The 18,022-nt window shown below is 70.9% G+C and carries 14 protein-coding genes and 1 pseudogene; 2 read left to right on the top strand and 13 right to left on the bottom strand.

Annotation, left to right across the window (positions count from 1 at the left end):
- Positions 1–726 precede the first annotated feature (726 nt).
- The 3 genes and pseudogenes from OG841_RS38250 to rpe all read right to left on the bottom strand — a co-directional run.
- Positions 727–975 (bottom strand): annotated as a pseudogene (locus tag OG841_RS38250) (ribonuclease domain-containing protein); the annotation flags it as partial.
- A 39-nt stretch (positions 976–1,014) separates the two neighbouring features.
- Positions 1,015–2,058: a sugar-binding transcriptional regulator gene (locus tag OG841_RS38245; protein ID WP_326670328.1), complete on the bottom strand. Its 1,044-nt coding sequence runs from the start codon at positions 2,056–2,058 to the stop codon at positions 1,015–1,017.
- A gap of 78 nt (positions 2,059–2,136) precedes the next feature.
- Positions 2,137–2,823 (bottom strand): ribulose-phosphate 3-epimerase, encoded by a 687-nt coding sequence (rpe, locus tag OG841_RS38240; RefSeq protein WP_062045012.1) that lies wholly within the window; start codon positions 2,821–2,823, stop codon positions 2,137–2,139.
- 134 nt (positions 2,824–2,957) lie between these two features.
- Here rpe and OG841_RS38235 point away from each other — a divergent pair, with 134 nt between their 5' ends.
- Entirely contained in the window at positions 2,958–5,114 is a 2,157-nt protein-coding gene (locus tag OG841_RS38235) for an MMPL family transporter (protein WP_328637211.1), read from the top strand.
- Between the two features lies 1 nt (position 5,115).
- Here OG841_RS38235 and OG841_RS38230 read toward each other — a convergent pair whose 3' ends face one another.
- On the bottom strand, positions 5,116–6,534 hold the full coding sequence (locus OG841_RS38230) for an RsmB/NOP family class I SAM-dependent RNA methyltransferase (RefSeq protein WP_328637212.1): 1,419 nt from the start codon (positions 6,532–6,534) through the stop codon (positions 5,116–5,118).
- Positions 6,535–7,250: 716 nt separating this feature from the next.
- Complete coding sequence (fmt, locus tag OG841_RS38225) at positions 7,251–8,183, bottom strand: methionyl-tRNA formyltransferase (protein WP_371568861.1); 933 nt, start codon at positions 8,181–8,183, stop codon at positions 7,251–7,253.
- A 283-nt stretch (positions 8,184–8,466) separates the two neighbouring features.
- Between fmt and OG841_RS38220 the strand changes: the two genes are divergently transcribed.
- Positions 8,467–9,018 (top strand): hypothetical protein, encoded by a 552-nt coding sequence (locus OG841_RS38220; RefSeq protein ID WP_328637214.1) that lies wholly within the window; start codon positions 8,467–8,469, stop codon positions 9,016–9,018.
- A gap of 307 nt (positions 9,019–9,325) precedes the next feature.
- Here the strand turns inward: OG841_RS38220 and OG841_RS38215 are convergent, their stop codons facing one another.
- The 8 genes from OG841_RS38215 to OG841_RS38180 form a co-directional block, all read right to left on the bottom strand.
- Entirely contained in the window at positions 9,326–11,485 is a 2,160-nt protein-coding gene (locus tag OG841_RS38215) for a primosomal protein N' (protein WP_328637215.1), read from the bottom strand.
- Positions 11,486–11,646: 161 nt separating this feature from the next.
- Positions 11,647–12,855 (bottom strand): methionine adenosyltransferase, encoded by a 1,209-nt coding sequence (gene metK, locus OG841_RS38210; RefSeq protein WP_328637216.1) that lies wholly within the window; start codon positions 12,853–12,855, stop codon positions 11,647–11,649.
- 240 nt (positions 12,856–13,095) lie between these two features.
- Positions 13,096–14,298: a bifunctional phosphopantothenoylcysteine decarboxylase/phosphopantothenate--cysteine ligase CoaBC gene (coaBC, locus tag OG841_RS38205; RefSeq protein WP_328637217.1), complete on the bottom strand. Its 1,203-nt coding sequence runs from the start codon at positions 14,296–14,298 to the stop codon at positions 13,096–13,098.
- A 125-nt stretch (positions 14,299–14,423) separates the two neighbouring features.
- Positions 14,424–14,696: a DNA-directed RNA polymerase subunit omega gene (gene rpoZ, locus OG841_RS38200; RefSeq protein ID WP_003988945.1), complete on the bottom strand. Its 273-nt coding sequence runs from the start codon at positions 14,694–14,696 to the stop codon at positions 14,424–14,426.
- A gap of 65 nt (positions 14,697–14,761) precedes the next feature.
- The gene (gene gmk / locus OG841_RS38195) at positions 14,762–15,319 is read right to left on the bottom strand and encodes a guanylate kinase (RefSeq protein ID WP_365119929.1); all 558 of its coding nucleotides are present in this window, start codon (positions 15,317–15,319) and stop codon (positions 14,762–14,764) included.
- Between the two features lie 59 nt (positions 15,320–15,378).
- Complete coding sequence (locus OG841_RS38190) at positions 15,379–15,702, bottom strand: integration host factor (RefSeq protein ID WP_003977346.1); 324 nt, start codon at positions 15,700–15,702, stop codon at positions 15,379–15,381.
- Between the two features lie 323 nt (positions 15,703–16,025).
- Positions 16,026–16,865 (bottom strand): orotidine-5'-phosphate decarboxylase, encoded by an 840-nt coding sequence (gene pyrF, locus OG841_RS38185; protein WP_328637218.1) that lies wholly within the window; start codon positions 16,863–16,865, stop codon positions 16,026–16,028.
- On the bottom strand, positions 16,862–17,971 hold the full coding sequence (locus tag OG841_RS38180) for a quinone-dependent dihydroorotate dehydrogenase (RefSeq protein ID WP_371568851.1): 1,110 nt from the start codon (positions 17,969–17,971) through the stop codon (positions 16,862–16,864). Before OG841_RS38180 ends, pyrF begins: the two co-directional genes overlap by 4 nt.
- Positions 17,972–18,022: the final 51 nt, after the last annotated feature.

The raw sequence follows: 18,022 nt of genomic DNA, 5'->3' as shown, positions 1-18,022 counted from the left end.
ACGGCACAGGGCCTGGTGCAACGGCGGGTGACCGGTCCGGTGACTCGGTGCCGTCGTAGGGCGTCGCCCGGCATCCGTACGGCGTCCAAGGCCCAGCTGACAGAAACACGCCGGCCGGGACCCCTTGGGTATGGGATCGGCTGGCCCGAGACCATCAGAGCGTCACCCTGCGCCGCGGCAACGACCTCTACAACGGTGCTGAACGACGTGCCGGAGCAGTCCGGCAGGACATTTCGTTCACACCAGTGGCGTCCTGGGGCTGAGCAGCATTGCTGCCCACCTAGGCTCTACATCGTCGCCGTCTCGGAGGGCAGCGGCGCCGGCACCAGGTCAGGCCGCGCAGCCGCCAACCTCCGGCCCCCTATGCACGGTTACTCTCGTGGCTATTTACGTAGCCGCGCGGTCCGGTTTGACCCGGTGCGGAACGGGATCCGAACAAGCCCCTAGTACGGCAAAAAGGGCCCTTGGCCGGTGCTTTCACTGGTCAGGAGCGCCTGGCGGCAGACGAGTCGGGCTGTACGCCGGGTTCAGCTCAAGGCGGAGCCGGTCCTGGCTCACCGATCGCCAACTCTCAGGATGAGATTCCCCAGCCTTCCAGAGAATTGCCGTTTACCGGGCAGCCACTTCGACCCTGAATCGACCCCACACCTTCAGGCACCCCTGACACACCCATCCGATCTGCGCATATGAGGACGCGAGGCAGTCAGAGACAGTCAGAGGCAGCTACTCGTGGTAGTAACCGCGCTGGCGCGCGGGCAGCAGTCGCTCGAAGTTCCCGAAGACCGAGCCGTCCTTGGCGTACGGGAACGGCCCGCCCCTGTCGATGAGTTCGAGGGTCTGCCGGGCCTCGGCCGGGAGCTTCGACTCCTGGACGGTGGCCAGGCCGCCGCCCGTCGACGGCTCGGTGCCGGTGGCCGAACACCCCGTCAGGACGAGCAGACACAGAAGCATTCGGGAGACGAACCGCAGCAGCATGCGCTCGATGCTGCCGCGGCCGTCCCTCATGGCCTTCCGTCAGGGCCCGTCCGGGTCCGCCCTGTTGAGTGCCGGCTTCGGGGTCGTCCCCGCCGTCATCAGGTAGTCCGCGGCGGAGGTGTCCGTCACCAGGCTGGTGACGAGTCCGGACCGCAGCACCGCGTCGATCGCGGCCGCCTTGCGCTGTCCCCCGGCGATCGCGACGACCTCGGGGATACGGCGGAGCTGGTCGGCCTTGACGGTGATGCACCGCTCGCCCAGGTCCCGCCCGACCCGGCGCCCTTCGGAGTCGAAGAGGTGCGCGGACATCTCGGCGGCGACGCCGAGCGAGGCGTAGTGGCCGCGCTCCTCGTCGCTGAGCATGTCGTGCACCGTCGAGATGCCCGGCTCCCAGGAGCCGATGGAGACACAGGCGACCGTGACCTTGTCGAAGTACTCGAAGGCCCGGGCGATCCCGGTCTGGTTGCGCAACGCGGCCGCGGTGGCCGCGTCCGGCAGCAGCATCGGCGCGTAGATGGGGTGGGCGTCCCCGCCGGACACCTGGGCGGCCCGCCGCACCGCCTCCACCGAACCGCGCTCGGCGGTCCCGGCGTCGTACACACCGGTCAACTGCACCACCGTGCACGGTGGCAGCCGGTCGAGGGCGGCCGCCATGTGGATGGTGGAACGACCCCAGGCCAGGCCCAGGATGTCGCCCTCGTCGACCAGTTCGCCGAGCAGGTCGGCGGCCACTTCTCCCAGGTTCTCGGGGTCCGGCGAGTCCTGGGCCTCGGCCGGGGACTCCACCACGACGGCGTGCCTGAGGCCGTACCGGGCGCGGAGCGCGTCGGAGCGCTCGGCGTCCAGCTCGGCCGGCACGCGGATCTCGATGCGTACGAGATCCCGTTCGAGGGCGGTCTCCAGGACCCGGGCCACCTTGAAGCGGCTGACGCCGAACTCCTCCGCGATCTGGATCTTGGACTTGCCCTCGAGGTAGAAGCGGCGGGCCATGGCCGCCGCCTGCACCAGCTCAGCGGGTCCCATCCGCATGGCTGACCGGCCAGCCGACATACCCGACACGGCGATCTCCTCACTGCTGTTCACACTCTGGATTCGCCGTTCATCCTTGCAGATCCGGCGCACTTGATCAGCCCTGATCGAAGCCGTTCACGTTCCCTTGGCTCAGTGGTCGCACGCCCACGAAGCCTTAGCGGTCGCCCCCTCCGCCTGGTTGCGCAATACACGTACCGCCTCGGCCGGGTCGGACGCCCCGTACACCGCGGACCCGGCGACGAAGACATCGGCGCCCGCGTCCGCGCAGCGCTCGATGGTGGAGGCCGAGACGCCACCGTCGACCTGGAGCCACAGCTCAAGGCCGTGCTTGCTGATCAACTCGCGGGTCCGGCGAATCTTGGGGAGCATGATGTCGAGGAAGGCCTGTCCCCCGAAACCGGGCTCGACCGTCATGATCAGCAGCATGTCGAGCTCGGGGAGCAGGTCCTCGTACGGCTCGATGGGCGTCGCGGGCTTCAGCGCCATGGAGGCGCGGGCGCCCTTGGCCCGGATCTCCCGGGCGAGCCGGACCGGAGCGGCGGCAGCCTCCACATGGAAGGTGACGGAGGAAGCCCCCGCCTCTACGTACTGGGGCGCCCAGCGATCGGGGGCCTCGATCATCAGATGGCAGTCCAGCGGGGTGTCCGTCGCACGGGCCAGAGACTCTACGACCGGCACACCGAGCGTGAGGTTCGGGACGAAATGGTTGTCCATGACGTCTACGTGGAGCCAGTCGGCTCCCTCGACCGCCTTCGCCTCGTCCGCGAGGCGGGCGAAGTCGGCGGACAGGATGCTGGGATTGATCTGCGCGGCCATGCCCCAAGCCTCCCATGCCGGGGCGCGAAGGGGCGCGCCGGTCCAGACCTAAGCCGTTCATCGGATGTTGTGAACGACCTGTGCGTGTCATGCTGGGCGGCTGATCGGCTCGACAGGTGGCGCCGGGGGTGGCCATGACCGGGAATCGGGGCATCGCGCACTTCGTCTGCGGACGGCGTGCCAAGTGGGTGGTGCTGGCACTGTGGTTGGTGGTGCTGTTCCTGACGGCGCCCCTGGCCTCCAAGCTCACCGACGCCCAGGACAACGACGCGGCCTCGTGGCTGCCCGGCTCCGCGGAGTCGACCCAGGTCCTCCAGCTCTCCGAGGACTTCAGGCCGGAACAGATCCCCGCGGTCGTCGTCTACGCGCGCGAGAGCGGCCTCACGCCGCAGGAGCGCGCCTCGATCGCCAAGGACACGGCCGAGATCAAGCAGCTGACGGCACACGGCGTCCGCGGCTCGGAGACCCGGGGCCCGATCTACGACCGGCCAAGCGACCCGCGCGCGGCCCAGATCCTCGTCCCGGTCACCATGGACGAGAAGGGCTGGAAGGAGATCGCGCCCGCGGTCGACTCCCTCCGTGACATCGTGGGCAAGGGCGGCGACGGCCTCGCCGTGCACATCACCGGCCCCGGCGGCACGTCCGCGGACTTCTCCAAGGCCTTCGAGGGCATCGACTCGACGCTGCTGCTGTCGGCGATGGCCGTCGTCATCGTCATGCTGCTCATCACCTTTCGCAGCCCCACCCTGCTTCTGGTCCCGCTGCTCTCCGTGGTCGCCGCGCTGTTCACCGCGCAGGCCTTGATCTATCTGCTCGCCACGCACGCGGGACTGACCGTCAACGGCCAGAGCGCGGGCATTCTGACCGTGCTCGTCTTCGGGGCGGGGACCGACTATGCCCTGCTGCTGGTCGCCCGCTACCGGGAGGAACTGCACCACCACGAGGACCGCCACGAGGCGATGGTCCGCGCCCTGCACCGGGCGGGCCCGGCAGTGCTCGCCTCCGGCGCGACCGTCGTCCTGAGCATGCTGGTCCTGCTGACCGCCGAGATGAACTCGACCCGGGGCCTCGGTCCGGTCGCCGCGATCGGTGTCGCGGTCGCCCTGCTGGCGATGACGACCCTGTTCCCGGCCCTGCTGGTGATCTTCGGCCGCTGGATCTTCTGGCCGACCATCCCGCGCTTCGGCGACCCCGACCGCATCGAGACCGGCCTCTGGGCCCGCGCCGGCCGCCGTATGGCCCTCCGCCCCCGGATGGTCTGGAGCGCCACGGCAGCGGCCCTCGTGATCTGCTCGCTCGGCCTGATCCAGCTGCGCGCCGAAGGCATCAGCAACGCGGACGCGTTCACCGGGAAACCGGACTCCATCGTCGGCCAGCAGGTCTCCGCGAAGTACTTCGCGGCGGGCAGCGGCGATCCCCTGGTCGTCGTCAGCAACCAGGCCCAGGCACGACAGGTCGGCGAGGCGGTCGCCGGAACACGGGGAGTCGTGCCCACGTCCCTCGGCCTGCCACCGGGCACCAAACCGTCACACGAAGGCAAGGTCCTCTTCGAGGCGACGATGACCGCCCCGGCCGACAGCGAGGCCGCGAAACAGACGGTGGAGCGGGTCCGGGACGCCGTCCACGCGGTCCCGGACGCCGACGCCCGGGTCGGCGGCGGTACGGCCGCCCTGCTGGACATGGACAAGGCGACCACGCACGACAACATCCTGATCATCCCGCTGGTGCTCGCGGTCGTCCTGCTGATCCTGTGCGGCCTGCTGCGCGCCCTGATCGCCCCGTTGCTGCTGGTCGGGACGGTGATCCTGTCCTTCGCGGCGGCCCTGGGCATCAGCGCCCTGGCCTTCCGCCACGTGTTCGACTACGCGGGCGAGACCACGGACTTCCCGCTGTTCGTCTTCGTCTTCCTGGTGGCCCTCGGCATCGACTACAACATCTTCCTGACCACCCGCATCCGCGAGGAGGCGGCCCACGGAGGCACCCGCGCGGGCGTGATCACGGGTCTGGCCGCGACCGGCGCCGTCATCACCTCCGCCGGCCTGGTCCTGGCCGGCACCTTCGCCGCTCTCGGCACCCTGCCGATGGTCGCCTTCGCGGAGATCGGCTTCACGGTGGCGCTGGGCGTCCTGCTGGACACGTTCATCGTGCGGTCGGTGCTGGTCACGTCCCTGTTCCTGGACGTGGGCGAGAAGGTGTGGTGGCCCAGCAAACTGGCCAACGGTGAGCCGACCGACCCAGAGGCGCGGGGAGCCGGGCGACCAGCCACGACGGCGCCGCGGACCCACGACTAGATCACCCTGTCCTACGGATGACCGCCAGATACATCGCATCGGTACCGTGCACATGCGGCCACAACTGCACATCCGGCCCCTCCCCCAGCTCCGGCACTCCGGGGAACAACGGCCTCGCATCGACTAGCTCGGCGGCCGGCCACTGCTTGAGCACGTCCTCGACAACGGCCCTCGTCTCCGCGAGATGAGGCGAACAGGTCGCGTATCCGACGACTCCGCCCACCCGGACGGAATCCAGTGCGGTGCTCAACAACCCCCGCTGCAACGGCCCGAACCCCTCCAGGTCCTCGGGCCGGCGCCGCCACCGCGCCTCCGGCCGCCGCCGCAGCGCCCCGAGCCCTGTGCACGGCACATCCATCAGCACCCGGTCGAAACTCCCCGGCTGCCACGGCGGCCGGGTCCCGTCCGCGGCGATGACCTGGTACGGCCCGGGATTCCCGGCGAGCGCCTTGGCGACGAGTCCGGCCCGGTGCGGCTGCTTCTCGGAGGCGAGCAGCATGGCCCCCCGCTCGGCGGCCAGTGCGGCGAGCAGCGCGGCCTTGCCGCCGGGCCCCGCACACCCGTCGAGCCACTTCTCGTCCCGGCCCTCGACAGGCGCGTTCGCGAGGGCCAGCGCGACGAGCTGGCTCCCCTCGTCCTGCACCCCGGCCCGGCCTTCCCGTACGGCGTCGACGGCACCGGGCTCACCGCCTTCCGACAGCCGTACGGCATACGGCGACCAACGCCCTGCCACGGCGGACTCCTCGCGGAGCAGTTCCTCGGCGGTGGACCGCCCCGGCCGGGCGACGAGGGTCACCTCGGGCCGCTCGTTGTCGGCCTCCAGCAGCCGCTCGATGCCGGCCCGCCCTCCGCCGAGGGAGTCCCACAGCGCGGAGACGACCCAGCGGGGGTGGGAGTGGACGACGGCGAGATGGTCCTCGGGATCGTCCTCGTAGGGCGGCGCCACTTTGGCGATCCACCCGGGGAGGTCGTTCTGCGCGACCTTCCGCAGCACGGCGTTGACGAACTTGGCGCGGCCGTCCCCGAGTACGACCCGCGCGAGCTCGACGGAGGCGGACACGGCGGCGTGCGTCGGGATGCGCGTCCCGAGCAGCTGATGCGCCCCGAGGCTCAGCACGTCGAGCACCGGCGGATCGACCTCGCGCAGCGGCCGGTCGACACACTCGGCGATGATCGCGTCGTACGTCCCCTGCCGGCGCAGTGTCCCGTACACGAGCTCGGTGGCGAGCGCCGCGTCCCGCGCCTCGAAGCCGCCCTTTTCCCGCGCCTTCCGCAACAGCGGCGGCAGGACGAGGTTGGCGTACGCGTCCCGCTCGTCCACGGCCCGCAGCGCCTCGAAGGCGAGGATGCGGACGGGGTCCTTCTGAGGCCGACGGTAGGGCTTGCCGGTTTTGTGGGGCCGACGGGGCTGGTCGCTCACGAAAAAGGTGCTCCGGATTCAAGTTCTGGTGACGCCCCAAGCGTACGTCCGCGGGAGGCGACGTCGCCCTTCGAGGGCCCGGGTGATCCCGAGGCGGGACGTCACATACCGGAGCCTGGCTCGCGCCCGATCCCGCGCCGGGTGATCCCAAGGCGAGACGACACATACCGGAGCCTGGCTCGCGCCCGATCCCACCGACCACCACCGCACGACGGAAGCCGGCCCCGGCACTCCGACGACCGACGCCACCAGCCCCGACTCCAGCCTCCTGCCCGCAAGGACCCAGGCCACCGGCCACCGACGCAACCACCCACCCGATCCACCGACCACCGCCGCGCGACAGAGCCTCGATCCGGGCACGCCGACAGGGACGCGACCAACCCCGATTCAGGCCTTCTGCCCGCACGACCTGCCCAGGACACAGGCACGCCAACGACCACGCCACCGGCCACCGGCCACCGACGCAACCACCCACCCGATCCACCGACCACCGCCGCACGGCGGAGCGACGACCCCGGCACGCCAACGGCCGACGCGACCCGGCCGGCAGGCACGCCTTCCGGCATCAGGCCGCCCTCACGCTCGCCGTCCTGACCCGCGTCGCGGCCTGGTCCGGCACAACAGGCCCGTGTGGGAGACAGGCGCCCTGCGGCCCACCGTCGCCGACCAGGCTGACCGGCCACCGTCGGCGACCCGCCCACGCTGTCGCTGTCGCGTCACCCGCCGACGGTCTCCCCGTCCGAGATCCTGACGCCCCTCGCCCAGTCCGCGGCCTTCATCGGCTTCTTCCCCTGTGCCTGCACCCACAGCAACTCGACGCCGTACGACCCGGTACCGACGTGGACGCTGTTCTTGCCGACGGCGAGCGCCCCGGGGGCGAGATCCGTCCGGTCGGGAACCGGCCGGACCTGGATGAGCTTGAGCCGCTCGCCGCGGAAGGTCGTCCAGGCACCGGGCGAGGGGTGGCACCCCCGCACGACCCGGTCCACCCGCACGGCAGGCGCGGCCCAGTCGACCCGCGCGTCCTCGACGGTGATCTTCGGGGCGACGGTGACGCCCTCCGCAGGCTGCGGTACCGCCTTCAGCGTGCCGTCGGCGATACTGTCCATGGTCGCGGAGAGCAGCCCGGCACCGGCGAAGGCGAGCCGGGTCAGCAGGTCACCGCTGGTGTCGGTGTGCCGGATCTCCTCGGTGACGGTGCCGTAGACGGGCCCGGAGTCGAGCCCCTCCTCGATGAGGAAGGTCGAAGCACCCGTGATCTCGTCCCCCGCCATGATGGAGTGCTGCACAGGAGCGGCCCCACGCCAGGCGGGCAGCAGCGAGAAGTGCAGGTTGACCCAGCCGTGGGCGGGGATGTCGAGGGCGACGCGGGGCAGAAGGGCGCCGTAGGCGACCACGGGGCAGCAGTCCGGGGCGATCTCACGAAGCCGCTCGAGGAACTCCGGATCACGCGGCTTGACGGGCTTCAGTACCTCGATCCCCGCCTCCTCCGCCCGCTCCGCGACCGGGCTCGCGACCAGCCTGCGCCCCCGCCCGGCCGGCGCGTCCGGCCGGGTGACGACGGCGGCGACCTCATGCCGCCCGGAGGCGATGAGAGCGTCCAGAGCGGGAACGGCGACCTCGGGGGTACCGGCGAAGACGAGCTTCATGGGTGGGCAGGGCCTCTCGGACGGGTGACTCGGACGGGTGACGACGAGCAACACACAAGTCTATGGCGAGCTCCGACAGCCGCACGGCCGGAGAGGGACCCCCACGGGCGAGGGCCGTGTTCCCGATCAAGGCGCGAACCCCCCACCCCCGGCGCGCGCATATGCCGGTACGCCCCCAATGCGTGACCAGCGGAGCGTAAACGCGTTGGTCAAGAAAGAGTTGACCACAACGGGCCGCGATCGCGGCCCCATCCTTTTCAACGCCGGTTCGAGAGGCTTGTTCATGGCCGACCACGCAACCCACGACGCCCAGGCTCGGGCCAGCCTGCACTTGCTGGTGCGGGACATCGAGCGGGTCCGCCGGCAGGTGGACGCACTGCGCACCCTGACCGCCCAGTTGGGCAACGTCTACCGCCCGCGCCGCTCCGGCCCCTCCACGGGCTTCGTCGTCTACGGACGCGCCCCCGCCCCCACGGTCCGTCTCGCGCAGGAACTGCGGGACAGCGTCGAGACCCTGGTGACGGCCGCGGTCGACTTCGACCGCTCGCTCGGCTTCTCGTGGGACGCGGTGGGTTCCGCCCTCGGCGTCACCAAGCAGGCGGTCCACCGTCGTTACGGCGCCCGCCGCGCCGCGGCCCAGGCGACAGCCGAGGCCGAGCGGGCCACGGAGACGTCGGGGGCCCGCACGGTCAGCGTCAACACCGGCATCCCCTCGGTGCCTGCGGTTCCGACCGTTCCCGCGGCCCGCTCCATGCCGACCCAACCCACCGCGGGCAGCCCCACCCTCCGTGACGAGGCACGCCCCACCGCCTTCCCCGGCCCGCGCAACGGCTGACCCACTCCCCCCTCTCTGCCCTCCCACCCCACGACCGGGAGGGCAGACGCATGTCCTCACGCCCCCGACCTCCGCGCGCCCCGCGGCCCCGCGGCCATGCGGCCAGATGCGACCGCCTGCAACCACACGATCGCTTGGACTCGCTGTCCCCGCACCCAGGTCGTACGGCCCACCTCACACCCCCCGACCTACGCAGGCCCCGCAGCCATCCCAGATCGCCGCGGCTTCGCGGCCGCGGCCACGTTCGCGGACCCCTGCCCCCACGCCCAGGTCGTACAGCCCGCCTCTCGCACCCGCCCCCCGAACGTCACCCGATGTCAGGCGGATCAATCCGCACCCACACCGCTCCCTCACCGCCACTCCCGCCCCGAGCCATCCGCGTGGCCTGCGCCGACTTCAGGGAAGACGCCAAAGCCGCCCCCCGTCCCGGCGGCACCCGCACAAGCACCCGCTCCCACCGCTCCCCCACCGGTGGCGCCCCCACCCTCCGAGGCCCCCCCGCCACCGTCACCGGCAACGGCACAGGCCCCAACACCTCAGCCTCACCAGGCAGTTCCACGGCCGCCAGAAACTCGGCAAGCGCCTCCGCCGTCCCCGACACCGCGGCCATCCGCGACACCGGCGGAAACCCCAACTCGGCCCGCTCCCCCAACTCCCGGACCGCATGCCCCACGGGGTCCCAGCGCACCAACGCCTGCACAGGCCGCAGCGTGGGCTCGGCAACCACCACCACCGTGCCCCCGGCCTCCTGCGCCCGCACCAGCGCCGACGCCCCGATCCACCGCCGTAGCGCATCCTCCCCGGCCCGCAGGTCCGGACGCCCGAGCATGGCCCACCCGTCCAGCAACAGCGCGGCCGCATACCCGCCCTCGGCGACGGGCTCCGCCCCCGGCGTGCTCACCACGAGCGCCGGCGCCCCCGGCACGGTGTCCAGCACATGTTCACGCCCGGACGTCCGCACCGGAACAGCCGGAAACGCCCGTCCCAACTCCTCCGCGGTACGCCGCGCCCCCACCACCTGCGCCCGCAACCGGAAGCCCCCGCACTCCGGACAGTGCCAGGCCGCCTCCTCGCGCCCACACCACCCGCACCGCAGCGCCGCCCCGGACTCCTGACCCTCCAACGGCCCGGCACAGTGCCGACACCGCGCGGGCTCCCGGCAGTTGGCGCAGGCCATCCGTGGCACGTACCCCCGCCGCGGCACCTGCACCAGCACCGGTCCGTGCCGCAAGCCCTCCCTGACGGCCTGCCAGGCGAGCGTCGGCAGCCGGGCCGCCCGAGCCGCCTCGTCCCGCGCGAGATCCTGGTCCCCCACGGTCCGCACCAGCGGAGCGACGGCCCGTACCTGCTCCCGCGAGGCGACGAGCGGCCGCGCCCAACCGCTCTCCACAAGCTGCGCTGCCTCCACCGTGCAGCTCCAACTCCCCAGCAGAAAGCCGCACTTGTCCTGCGCGGCCCGCAACAGCAGCACCTCACGCGCATGCGGCTGCGGAGCATGCGGCTCACTGTGACTGTCGTCGCCGTCGTCCCAGAGCGCGACGAGCCCCAGATCGCGCACCGGTGCGAACATGGCGGCTCGCGTCCCGACCACGGCGCGCACGGCCCCCCGCCGCACGGCCAGCCACTCCCGGTACCGCTTCTCGGGCCCGGCGTCGGCGGTCAGGACCGCATGCCGCCCCTCTCCCAGTACCGAGGTCAGCGCGGCGTCGACCCGCGCGACGGCCCGCCCGTCCGGCACGACGACCAGCGCCCCCCGATCCGAAGCCAAGGTCGCGGCAACGGCCCGCGCCAGCTCCTCACACCACTCCGGCCCGGGCAGGGCGTTCCACACCGCGCGCGGTGCACCCCCCGAGGCCAGCGACTCCAGAAACGCGTCCCCCCGCTCGTACCGCCCCCAGGACCCCACCTCGGGCGCCGCGGGCGGCGGCAACGGCTCGGGCGAAGGCCGCTGCTCGGCGCGAGCGCTACGCGGCGGGACGGCAAGCTGCAGCACATCCGCGAGGCTCCCCGCATACCGGTCGGCGACGGCCCGAGCGAGCCCCAGGAGCTCCTCACTGAGCACCGGCTCCGGCGAGACGACCTGAGCAAGTGCCGCCAGCGGCCCGGAGTAGTCCGACTCGGCAAGCCGCTCGACCAGAAACCCGTCGATGAGCCCCCCGCCCTCACGCCGCCCGTCCCGGACCCGCCCACGCCCGGCCCCGAACCGCACCCGCACCCGCACCCCCGGCTGCGCGTCCGCGTCGAGCTCCTCGGGCACGGCGTAGTCGAAGTACCGGTCAAGGTGCAGCACCCCCTTGTCCACCAGCACCCGCGCGACCGGCAACTCCCTGGCCAACGCGGCCCCCCGCCACGTCCGCGGCTTGGCCCGCGGCACCTTGGCCTTCCGCACACTCTCCCGAATCAAGGCAAGCTGCTCGGGCTGCGCTCCTTCGGCGCCACCGTCCACGGACCCGTTCTCGCTGCTCACGCTTGCATTTTTACCAAACCCCACTGACAACCGACGCCGCCCGAACCCGAAGAACCCGTCCGGCACGGGCCCGCGCTCGTCCAGCCGGCGACGCACCGAGGCCCGGCACCCCAAGGGGACACCGGGCCTCGCGGCAAACCGCTGGGGGCTTACCTATGCACTTACAGGCCTGCGGCCTTCTTCAGCTCCTCCACGCGGTCCGTCTTCTCCCACGTGAACTCGGGCAGCTCGCGGCCGAAGTGGCCGTACGCCGCCGTCAGGGAGTAGATCGGGCGCAGCAGGTCCAGGTCGCGGATGATGGCGGCCGGACGCAGGTCGAAGACCTCGTCGATCGCCTTCTCGATCTTGTCGGTGTCGATCGTCGCGGTGCCGAAGGTCTCCACGAACAGGCCCACGGGCTCGGCCTTGCCGATGGCGTAGGCCACCTGGACCTCACACCGGGACGCCAGCCCCGCGGCGACCACGTTCTTGGCGACCCAGCGCATGGCGTACGCGGCCGAGCGGTCGACCTTGGACGGGTCCTTGCCGGAGAAGGCACCACCGCCGTGACGCGCCATGCCGCCGTACGTGTCGATGATGATCTTGCGGCCGGTCAGGCCGGCGTCACCCATCGGACCGCCGATCTCGAAGCGCCCGGTGGGGTTGACCAGGAGGCGGTAGTTCTCCGTGTCCAGCTTGATGCCGTCGTCCAGCAGCGCCTTCAGCTCCGGCTCGACGACGAACTCGCGGATGTCCGGTGCGAGCAGGGAGTCCAGGTCGATGTCGGACGCATGCTGCGAGGAGACGACGACCGTGTCGAGACGGACGGCCTTGTCACCGTCGTACTCGATGGTGACCTGCGTCTTGCCGTCGGGGCGCAGGTAGGGGATGGTGCCGTTCTTGCGGACCTCGGACAGGCGCTTGGCCAGGCGGTGCGCCAGGAAGATCGGCAGCGGCATCAGGGTCGGCGTCTCGTCCGTCGCGTAGCCGAACATCAGACCCTGGTCGCCCGCGCCCTGGCGGTCGAGCTCGTCCTCGTCGCCCTCGACCCGGTTCTCGTACGCCGTGTCGACGCCCTGCGCGATGTCCGGGGACTGCGCGCCGATCGACACCGAGACACCGCAGGAGGCGCCGTCGAAGCCCTTCTTCGAGGAGTCGTAACCGATCTCCAGGATCTTGTCGCGCACCAGCTGGGCGATCGGCGCGTAGGTCTTGGTGGTGACCTCACCGGCCACATGCACCAGACCGGTCGTGATCAGGGTCTCGACCGCGACCCGGGACGTCGGGTCCTCCTTGAGGAGCGCGTCGAGGATGGTGTCACTGATCTGGTCAGCGATCTTGTCGGGGTGGCCCTCGGTCACGGACTCCGAGGTGAACAGACGACGGGACACAACGCTCCCTGGGGTTGCAGCGGCTGCTGGCTGATCATTGGCGGACGGGCTCGGGGGCTGCGCCCGGCATCGTCCGAGAACAGTTTATCGGTCGTGCTCGGCCACCGGCTCCCCCGTCTCGCCACTCGGGAGTGCTGTGACCTGCGGCACGGGCATTGTGCCCAATGACGAGCGGGCTTGGCCAGGGGCGCCACGCCACTGTGGCAGAGGTTTGTGGTGACCGAGAAGCGAAGGAAACATTCACGTGAGGCGCTGTGCCACCAGGTCCCACACGGTTTCGGCCAGGAACTCCTTCGGGCCGTGCGGTACCGGGGTCTCACTGCCGTCGGCGCCCAGCACCACTGCCTCGTTCTCCTCCGACCCGAAGGTCTTGCGCTCCCCCACCTCGTTGACGACGAGGAGGTCGCAGCCCTTGCGGCGCAGTTTCGTACGACCGTTGGCCAGGACGTCGTCGGTCTCGGCGGCGAAGCCGACTATCACCTGGCCGGGGCGGGCGCGCTCGGCCGAGATCTCGGCGAGGATGTCCGGATTACGCACCAGGACGATCGGCTCGGGGTCCTGACCGTCCTTCTTCTTGATCTTTCCGGCCGCGTACGTCTGCGGGCGGAAGTCCGCGACCGCCGCCGCCATGACGACCGCGTCGGCGTCGGCCGCCGCCTTCAGGACCGCCTCGCGCAGCTGCACGGCCGTCCCCACGGGGACCACGTCCACGCCCGCCGGGTCCGGCATGCCGGTGTTCGCCGCGATCAGGGTGACCCGGGCGCCGCGCGCGGCCGCGGTGCGGGCGAGGGCGTAGCCCTGCTTGCCTGAGGAGCGGTTACCGAGGAACCGGACGGGGTCGAGCGGCTCGCGGGTGCCGCCGGCGCTCACGACCACGTGCCGGCCCTTGAGGTCGGGCTCGGTGACGCCCCGGGCGAGCACCCGGCGGCAGACCTCGAAGATCTCGGCGGGTTCCGGCAGCCGGCCCTTGCCGGTGTCGACGCCGGTCAGCCGACCGACGGCCGGCTCGATCACGATCGCGCCGCGACGGCGCAGTGTCTGCACGTTCTCCTGAGTGGCCGGGTGCTCCCACATCTCGGTGTGCATGGCGGGCGCGAAGACAACCGGGCAGCGGGCCGTCAGCAGGGTGTTGGTGAGGAGGTCGTCCGCCAGGCCGTGCGCCGCCCTGGCGAGGGTGTCCGCGGTCGCCGGGGCCACGACCACCAGGTCGGCGTGCTGCCCGATACGGACGTGCGGGACCTCGTGGACGTCGTCCCAGACCTCGGTCGAGACCGGCTTGCCGGAAAGGGCGGACCAGGTGGCGGCGCCCACGAAGTGCAGTGCGGAGGCGGTGGGGACGACGCGGACGTCGTGGCCGGACTCCGTGAGCCTTCTCAGCAGCTCACAGGCCTTGTACGCGGCGATGCCGCCACTGACCCCCAGCACGACCTTCGGCTTGTCCACCGTCTCTCCCCGTCTCTCCCCGCTCGGCAACGTACGACTGCGATGTACGGGTCCATCACACACCACAGGCCCGGCAGTCGCGCTGCCGGGCCTGTGGATAAGTCAGCGAAAAGCTGAAAGTACTACTACTGCGCCGGGCCCTCGACGGCCTCGGACGTCAGCAGACCCGCGTTGATCTCGCGCAGGGCGATCGAGAGCGGCTTCTCGTGGACATGGGTGTCCACCAGCGGACCGACGTACTCAAGCAGGCCCTCACCGAGCTGCGAGTAGTACGCGTTGATCTGGCGGGCCCGCTTGGCCGCGTAGATCACGAGGCTGTACTTCGAGTCCGTGGCCTCGAGGAGCTCGTCGATCGGCGGGTTGATGATGCCCTCGGGCGCGGAGATGGAAGAGGACACGCTCTACCTTCCGATGGATGGGAAAGATTCAGTGCGATGGAGCAAGCCTCAATGAGCAGGCGGGATCACACCACATCCATCAAGGCTAGCAGCTCGCGCGCCACGTCCTCGACGGAGGTGTTGACCAAGTTCACATCGAACTCGGGTTCAGCCGCCAGTTCGACCTTCGCCGCCTCCAGGCGGCGTTCGATCACCTCGGGCGGCTCGGTGCCACGTCCGGTGAGTCTGCGCACCAGCTCCTCCCAGGAGGGAGGAGCCAGGAACACCAACTGGGCGTCCGTCATGGACTCACGGACCTGCCGGGCGCCCTGGAGGTCGATCTCCAGCAGGACGGGCTCACCCGCCTCCAGCCGCTCCAGCACGGCCGCACGCGGCGTGCCGTAGCGGTTGCCGGCGAACTCCGCCCACTCCAGCAGCTCACCGTTGGCGATCAGCTTGTCCATCTCCTCGTCGGTGACGAAGAAGTACTGGACACCGTGCTTTTCGCCGGGGCGAGGCTTGCGGGTCGTCGCCGACACCGAGAGCCAGACCTCGGGGTGTTCCTTGCGCATATGGGCGACGACCGTGCTCTTGCCGACCCCTGAGGGGCCGGAGAGCACGGTCAGCCGCGGACGTTCACTCATGCAGCGATTATTCCAGCAATCCCGGAGTGCCCGGGACTCCCTTCCCGGAGTGACCCGGTTCAGGAACCGGTGCTGCCGAACTCACGCTCCAGCGAAGCGATCTGGTTGGAGCCGAGGCCGCGTACACGACGGCTCTCGGAGATGCCGAGTCGCTCCATGATCTGCTTGGCGCGGACCTTGCCCACGCCCGGCAGGGACTCCAGCAGGGCGGAGACCTTCATCTTGCCGATGACGTCGTTCTCCTGGCCCTGCTTGATGACCTCGTGAAGGGAGGCGCCGGAGTGCTTGAGTCGATTCTTGACCTCGGCCCGCTCCCGGCGAGCCGCGGCGGCCTTTTCGAGCGCGGCTGCGCGCTGTTCAGGGGTAAGGGGCGGAAGAGCCACGCCTACGTCACCTCGGATGTCGATCTTGTCGGATACGGACCGGTGAGGAACCTAGTCGCCCCACACCTGGGGAGCCACGAGCAACACGCTTGCCCGTTCACTCTGCGTCGGAGACTAGCGGGCAAGTCCGCCAGAGTCAGCGAGAACAGCGGAAAAGTCCTGGTCAGCCTCCGCCAGGTCGGACATTCCTGACATATTGCCCCGGATTTGAGGATGTATTCAGACTCAAGCGGGCCCCGAACCACGCGTCGGAGGACTCGAACGGGGGTGTCGAACATCCGCGACGACCGTCGCGGATGCCTCATCCGGTCCTCGCCGACTCCTCAACCCGTCGGCAGCGCGGCCCTGATCTCGCCGGCGAACCGCTCGGCGGACGCGCGCAGCGCACTGACGTCGGGACCGTGCCGCAGCACGCCCCGGCTGACGTTCGGGACGACATTGCGGATCGCCGCCCCGAAGACCCCGGGGAGATCGGCCGGAGTGGCCCCCTGGGCCCCGACGCCGGGCGCGAGGAGCGGACCGTTGATGTCCAGGTCGTAGGACGACAGATCGCCGAGCGTGGCCCCGACGACGGCACCGAAGGATCCCAGCGGCTCCTCCCCCGTGTTCTCGGCGGCCAGATGGGCCAGCATGGTCGCGCCGACGTTCCGGCCGTCCGCGCGGACGGCGTGCTGGACCTCGCCGCCCTCCGGGTTGGACGTCAGCGCGAGCACGAACAGGCCCGCGCCGCTCTCGCGCGCCAGCACGACGGCCGGCGAGAGCGAGCCGTAACCGAGGTACGGCGACACGGTCAGGGCGTCCGAGAACAGCGGGGAGTCCTTGCGCAGGAAGGCCTCGGCGTACGCGGCCATGGTCGAGCCGATGTCACCGCGCTTGGCGTCCATGAGGACCAGTGCGCCGGCAGCGCGGGCCTCCTGGACGGTCTTCTCCAGTACGGCGACGCCGCGCGAGCCGAAGCGCTCGAAGAACGCGCTCTGGGGCTTGAACACGGCGACCCGGTCGGACAGCGCCTCCACGACCGTGCGGCTGAACCGCTCCAGACCGGCCACGTCGTCGTTCAGGCCCCACTCGGTGAGCAGTGAGGCGTGCGGGTCGATCCCCACGCACAGCGGGCCGCGCTCGTCCATGGCTCGGCGCAGGCGTGCGCCGAAGGGCTCGGTCATACCGTGGTCTTCCTCACGTCGGCGCCGACCGCGTCGGCGAGAGTGGCGTACGGGCTCGTGCGCAGGCGCGCGGCGAGCCCCTTGTGGATGGCCCGACCCCAGAAGGGACCCTCGTAGATGAACGCGCTGTAGCCCTGGACCAGCGTGGCGCCCGCCAGGATGCGCTGCCAGGCGTCCTCGGCGTCCTGGACGCCACCGACGCCCACCAGGGTGATCCGGTCGCCCACGCGCGCGTACAGGCGCCTCAGGACCTCCAGGGAGCGCGCCTTGAGGGGTGCCCCGGACAGGCCGCCCGTCTCCTTCACCAGGGCGGGTCCGGATGTCAGGCCGAGTCCCTCGCGCGCGATGGTCGTGTTGGTGGCGATGATGCCGTCCAGACCGAGCTCGACGGCCAGGTCGGCGACCGCGTCGACGTCCTCGTCGGCGAGGTCGGGCGCGATCTTCACCAGGAGCGGGACGCGACGGGAGGCCACCCTGCGGTCGGCGGCCTCGCGGACAGCGGTCAGCAGCGGACGCAGATGGTCGACCGCCTGGAGGTTGCGCAGGCCGGGCGTGTTGGGCGACGACACGTTCACGACCAGGTAGTCGGCGTACGGCGCCAGCCGCTCCGCCGACTTCACGTAGTCGCCGATCGCCTCGGCCTCCGGGACGGCCTTGGTCTTGCCGATGTTGACGCCCACCACGGTCTTGAAAACCGGCTCACGGGAGGCCAGGCGGGCCGCCACGGCCAGCGAGCCCTCGTTGTTGAAGCCCATGCGGTTGATGAGCGCGCGGTCCTGCACCAGGCGGAAAAGCCGCTTCCCGGGGTTGCCCGGCTGGGCTTCCCCGGTCACCGTGCCGATCTCGACGTGGTCGAAGCCCAGCATCGTCAAGCCGTCGATCGCGACCGCGTTCTTGTCGAAGCCTGCGGCCAGTCCGAAGGGGCCGTGCATGCGCAGCCCGAAGGCCTCGGTGCGCAGCTCCTTGTGGCGGGGTGCGAGAGCGGCCGCGACGAAGGTGCGCAGCACGGGAACGCGGGCGGCGAGGCGGATCCACCGGAAGGCCAGGTGATGGGCCTGCTCGGGGTCCAGGTGCTTGAAGACGAGATTGAAAAAGGTCTTGTACATGGTGTCCTCACCAAGAGGGGGACACCGTTTCCGGTGTCCCCCTCAGGGCTG

This window comes from Streptomyces canus (genome assembly GCF_041435015.1).
Taxonomy (GTDB): Bacteria; Actinomycetota; Actinomycetes; order Streptomycetales; family Streptomycetaceae; genus Streptomyces; species Streptomyces canus_G.
Note: the sequence above shows the minus strand (reverse complement) of the source record. Positions and strands in the feature narration are given on the sequence as shown.

Excerpts from the sequence above, each read along its gene's own strand:
- rpe (WP_062045012.1), bottom strand. The coding sequence starts at position 2,823 with ATGGCCGCGCAGATCAATCCCAGCATCCTGTCCGCCGACTTCGCCCGC.
- OG841_RS38235 (WP_328637211.1), top strand. The coding sequence starts at position 2,958 with ATGACCGGGAATCGGGGCATCGCGCACTTCGTCTGCGGACGGCGTGCC.
- fmt (WP_371568861.1), bottom strand. The coding sequence starts at position 8,183 with ATGAAGCTCGTCTTCGCCGGTACCCCCGAGGTCGCCGTTCCCGCTCTG.
- OG841_RS38220 (WP_328637214.1), top strand. The coding sequence starts at position 8,467 with ATGGCCGACCACGCAACCCACGACGCCCAGGCTCGGGCCAGCCTGCAC.
- gmk (WP_365119929.1), bottom strand. The coding sequence starts at position 15,319 with ATGAGTGAACGTCCGCGGCTGACCGTGCTCTCCGGCCCCTCAGGGGTC.
- pyrF (WP_328637218.1), bottom strand. The coding sequence starts at position 16,865 with ATGACCGAGCCCTTCGGCGCACGCCTGCGCCGAGCCATGGACGAGCGC.
- OG841_RS38180 (WP_371568851.1), bottom strand. The coding sequence starts at position 17,971 with ATGTACAAGACCTTTTTCAATCTCGTCTTCAAGCACCTGGACCCCGAG.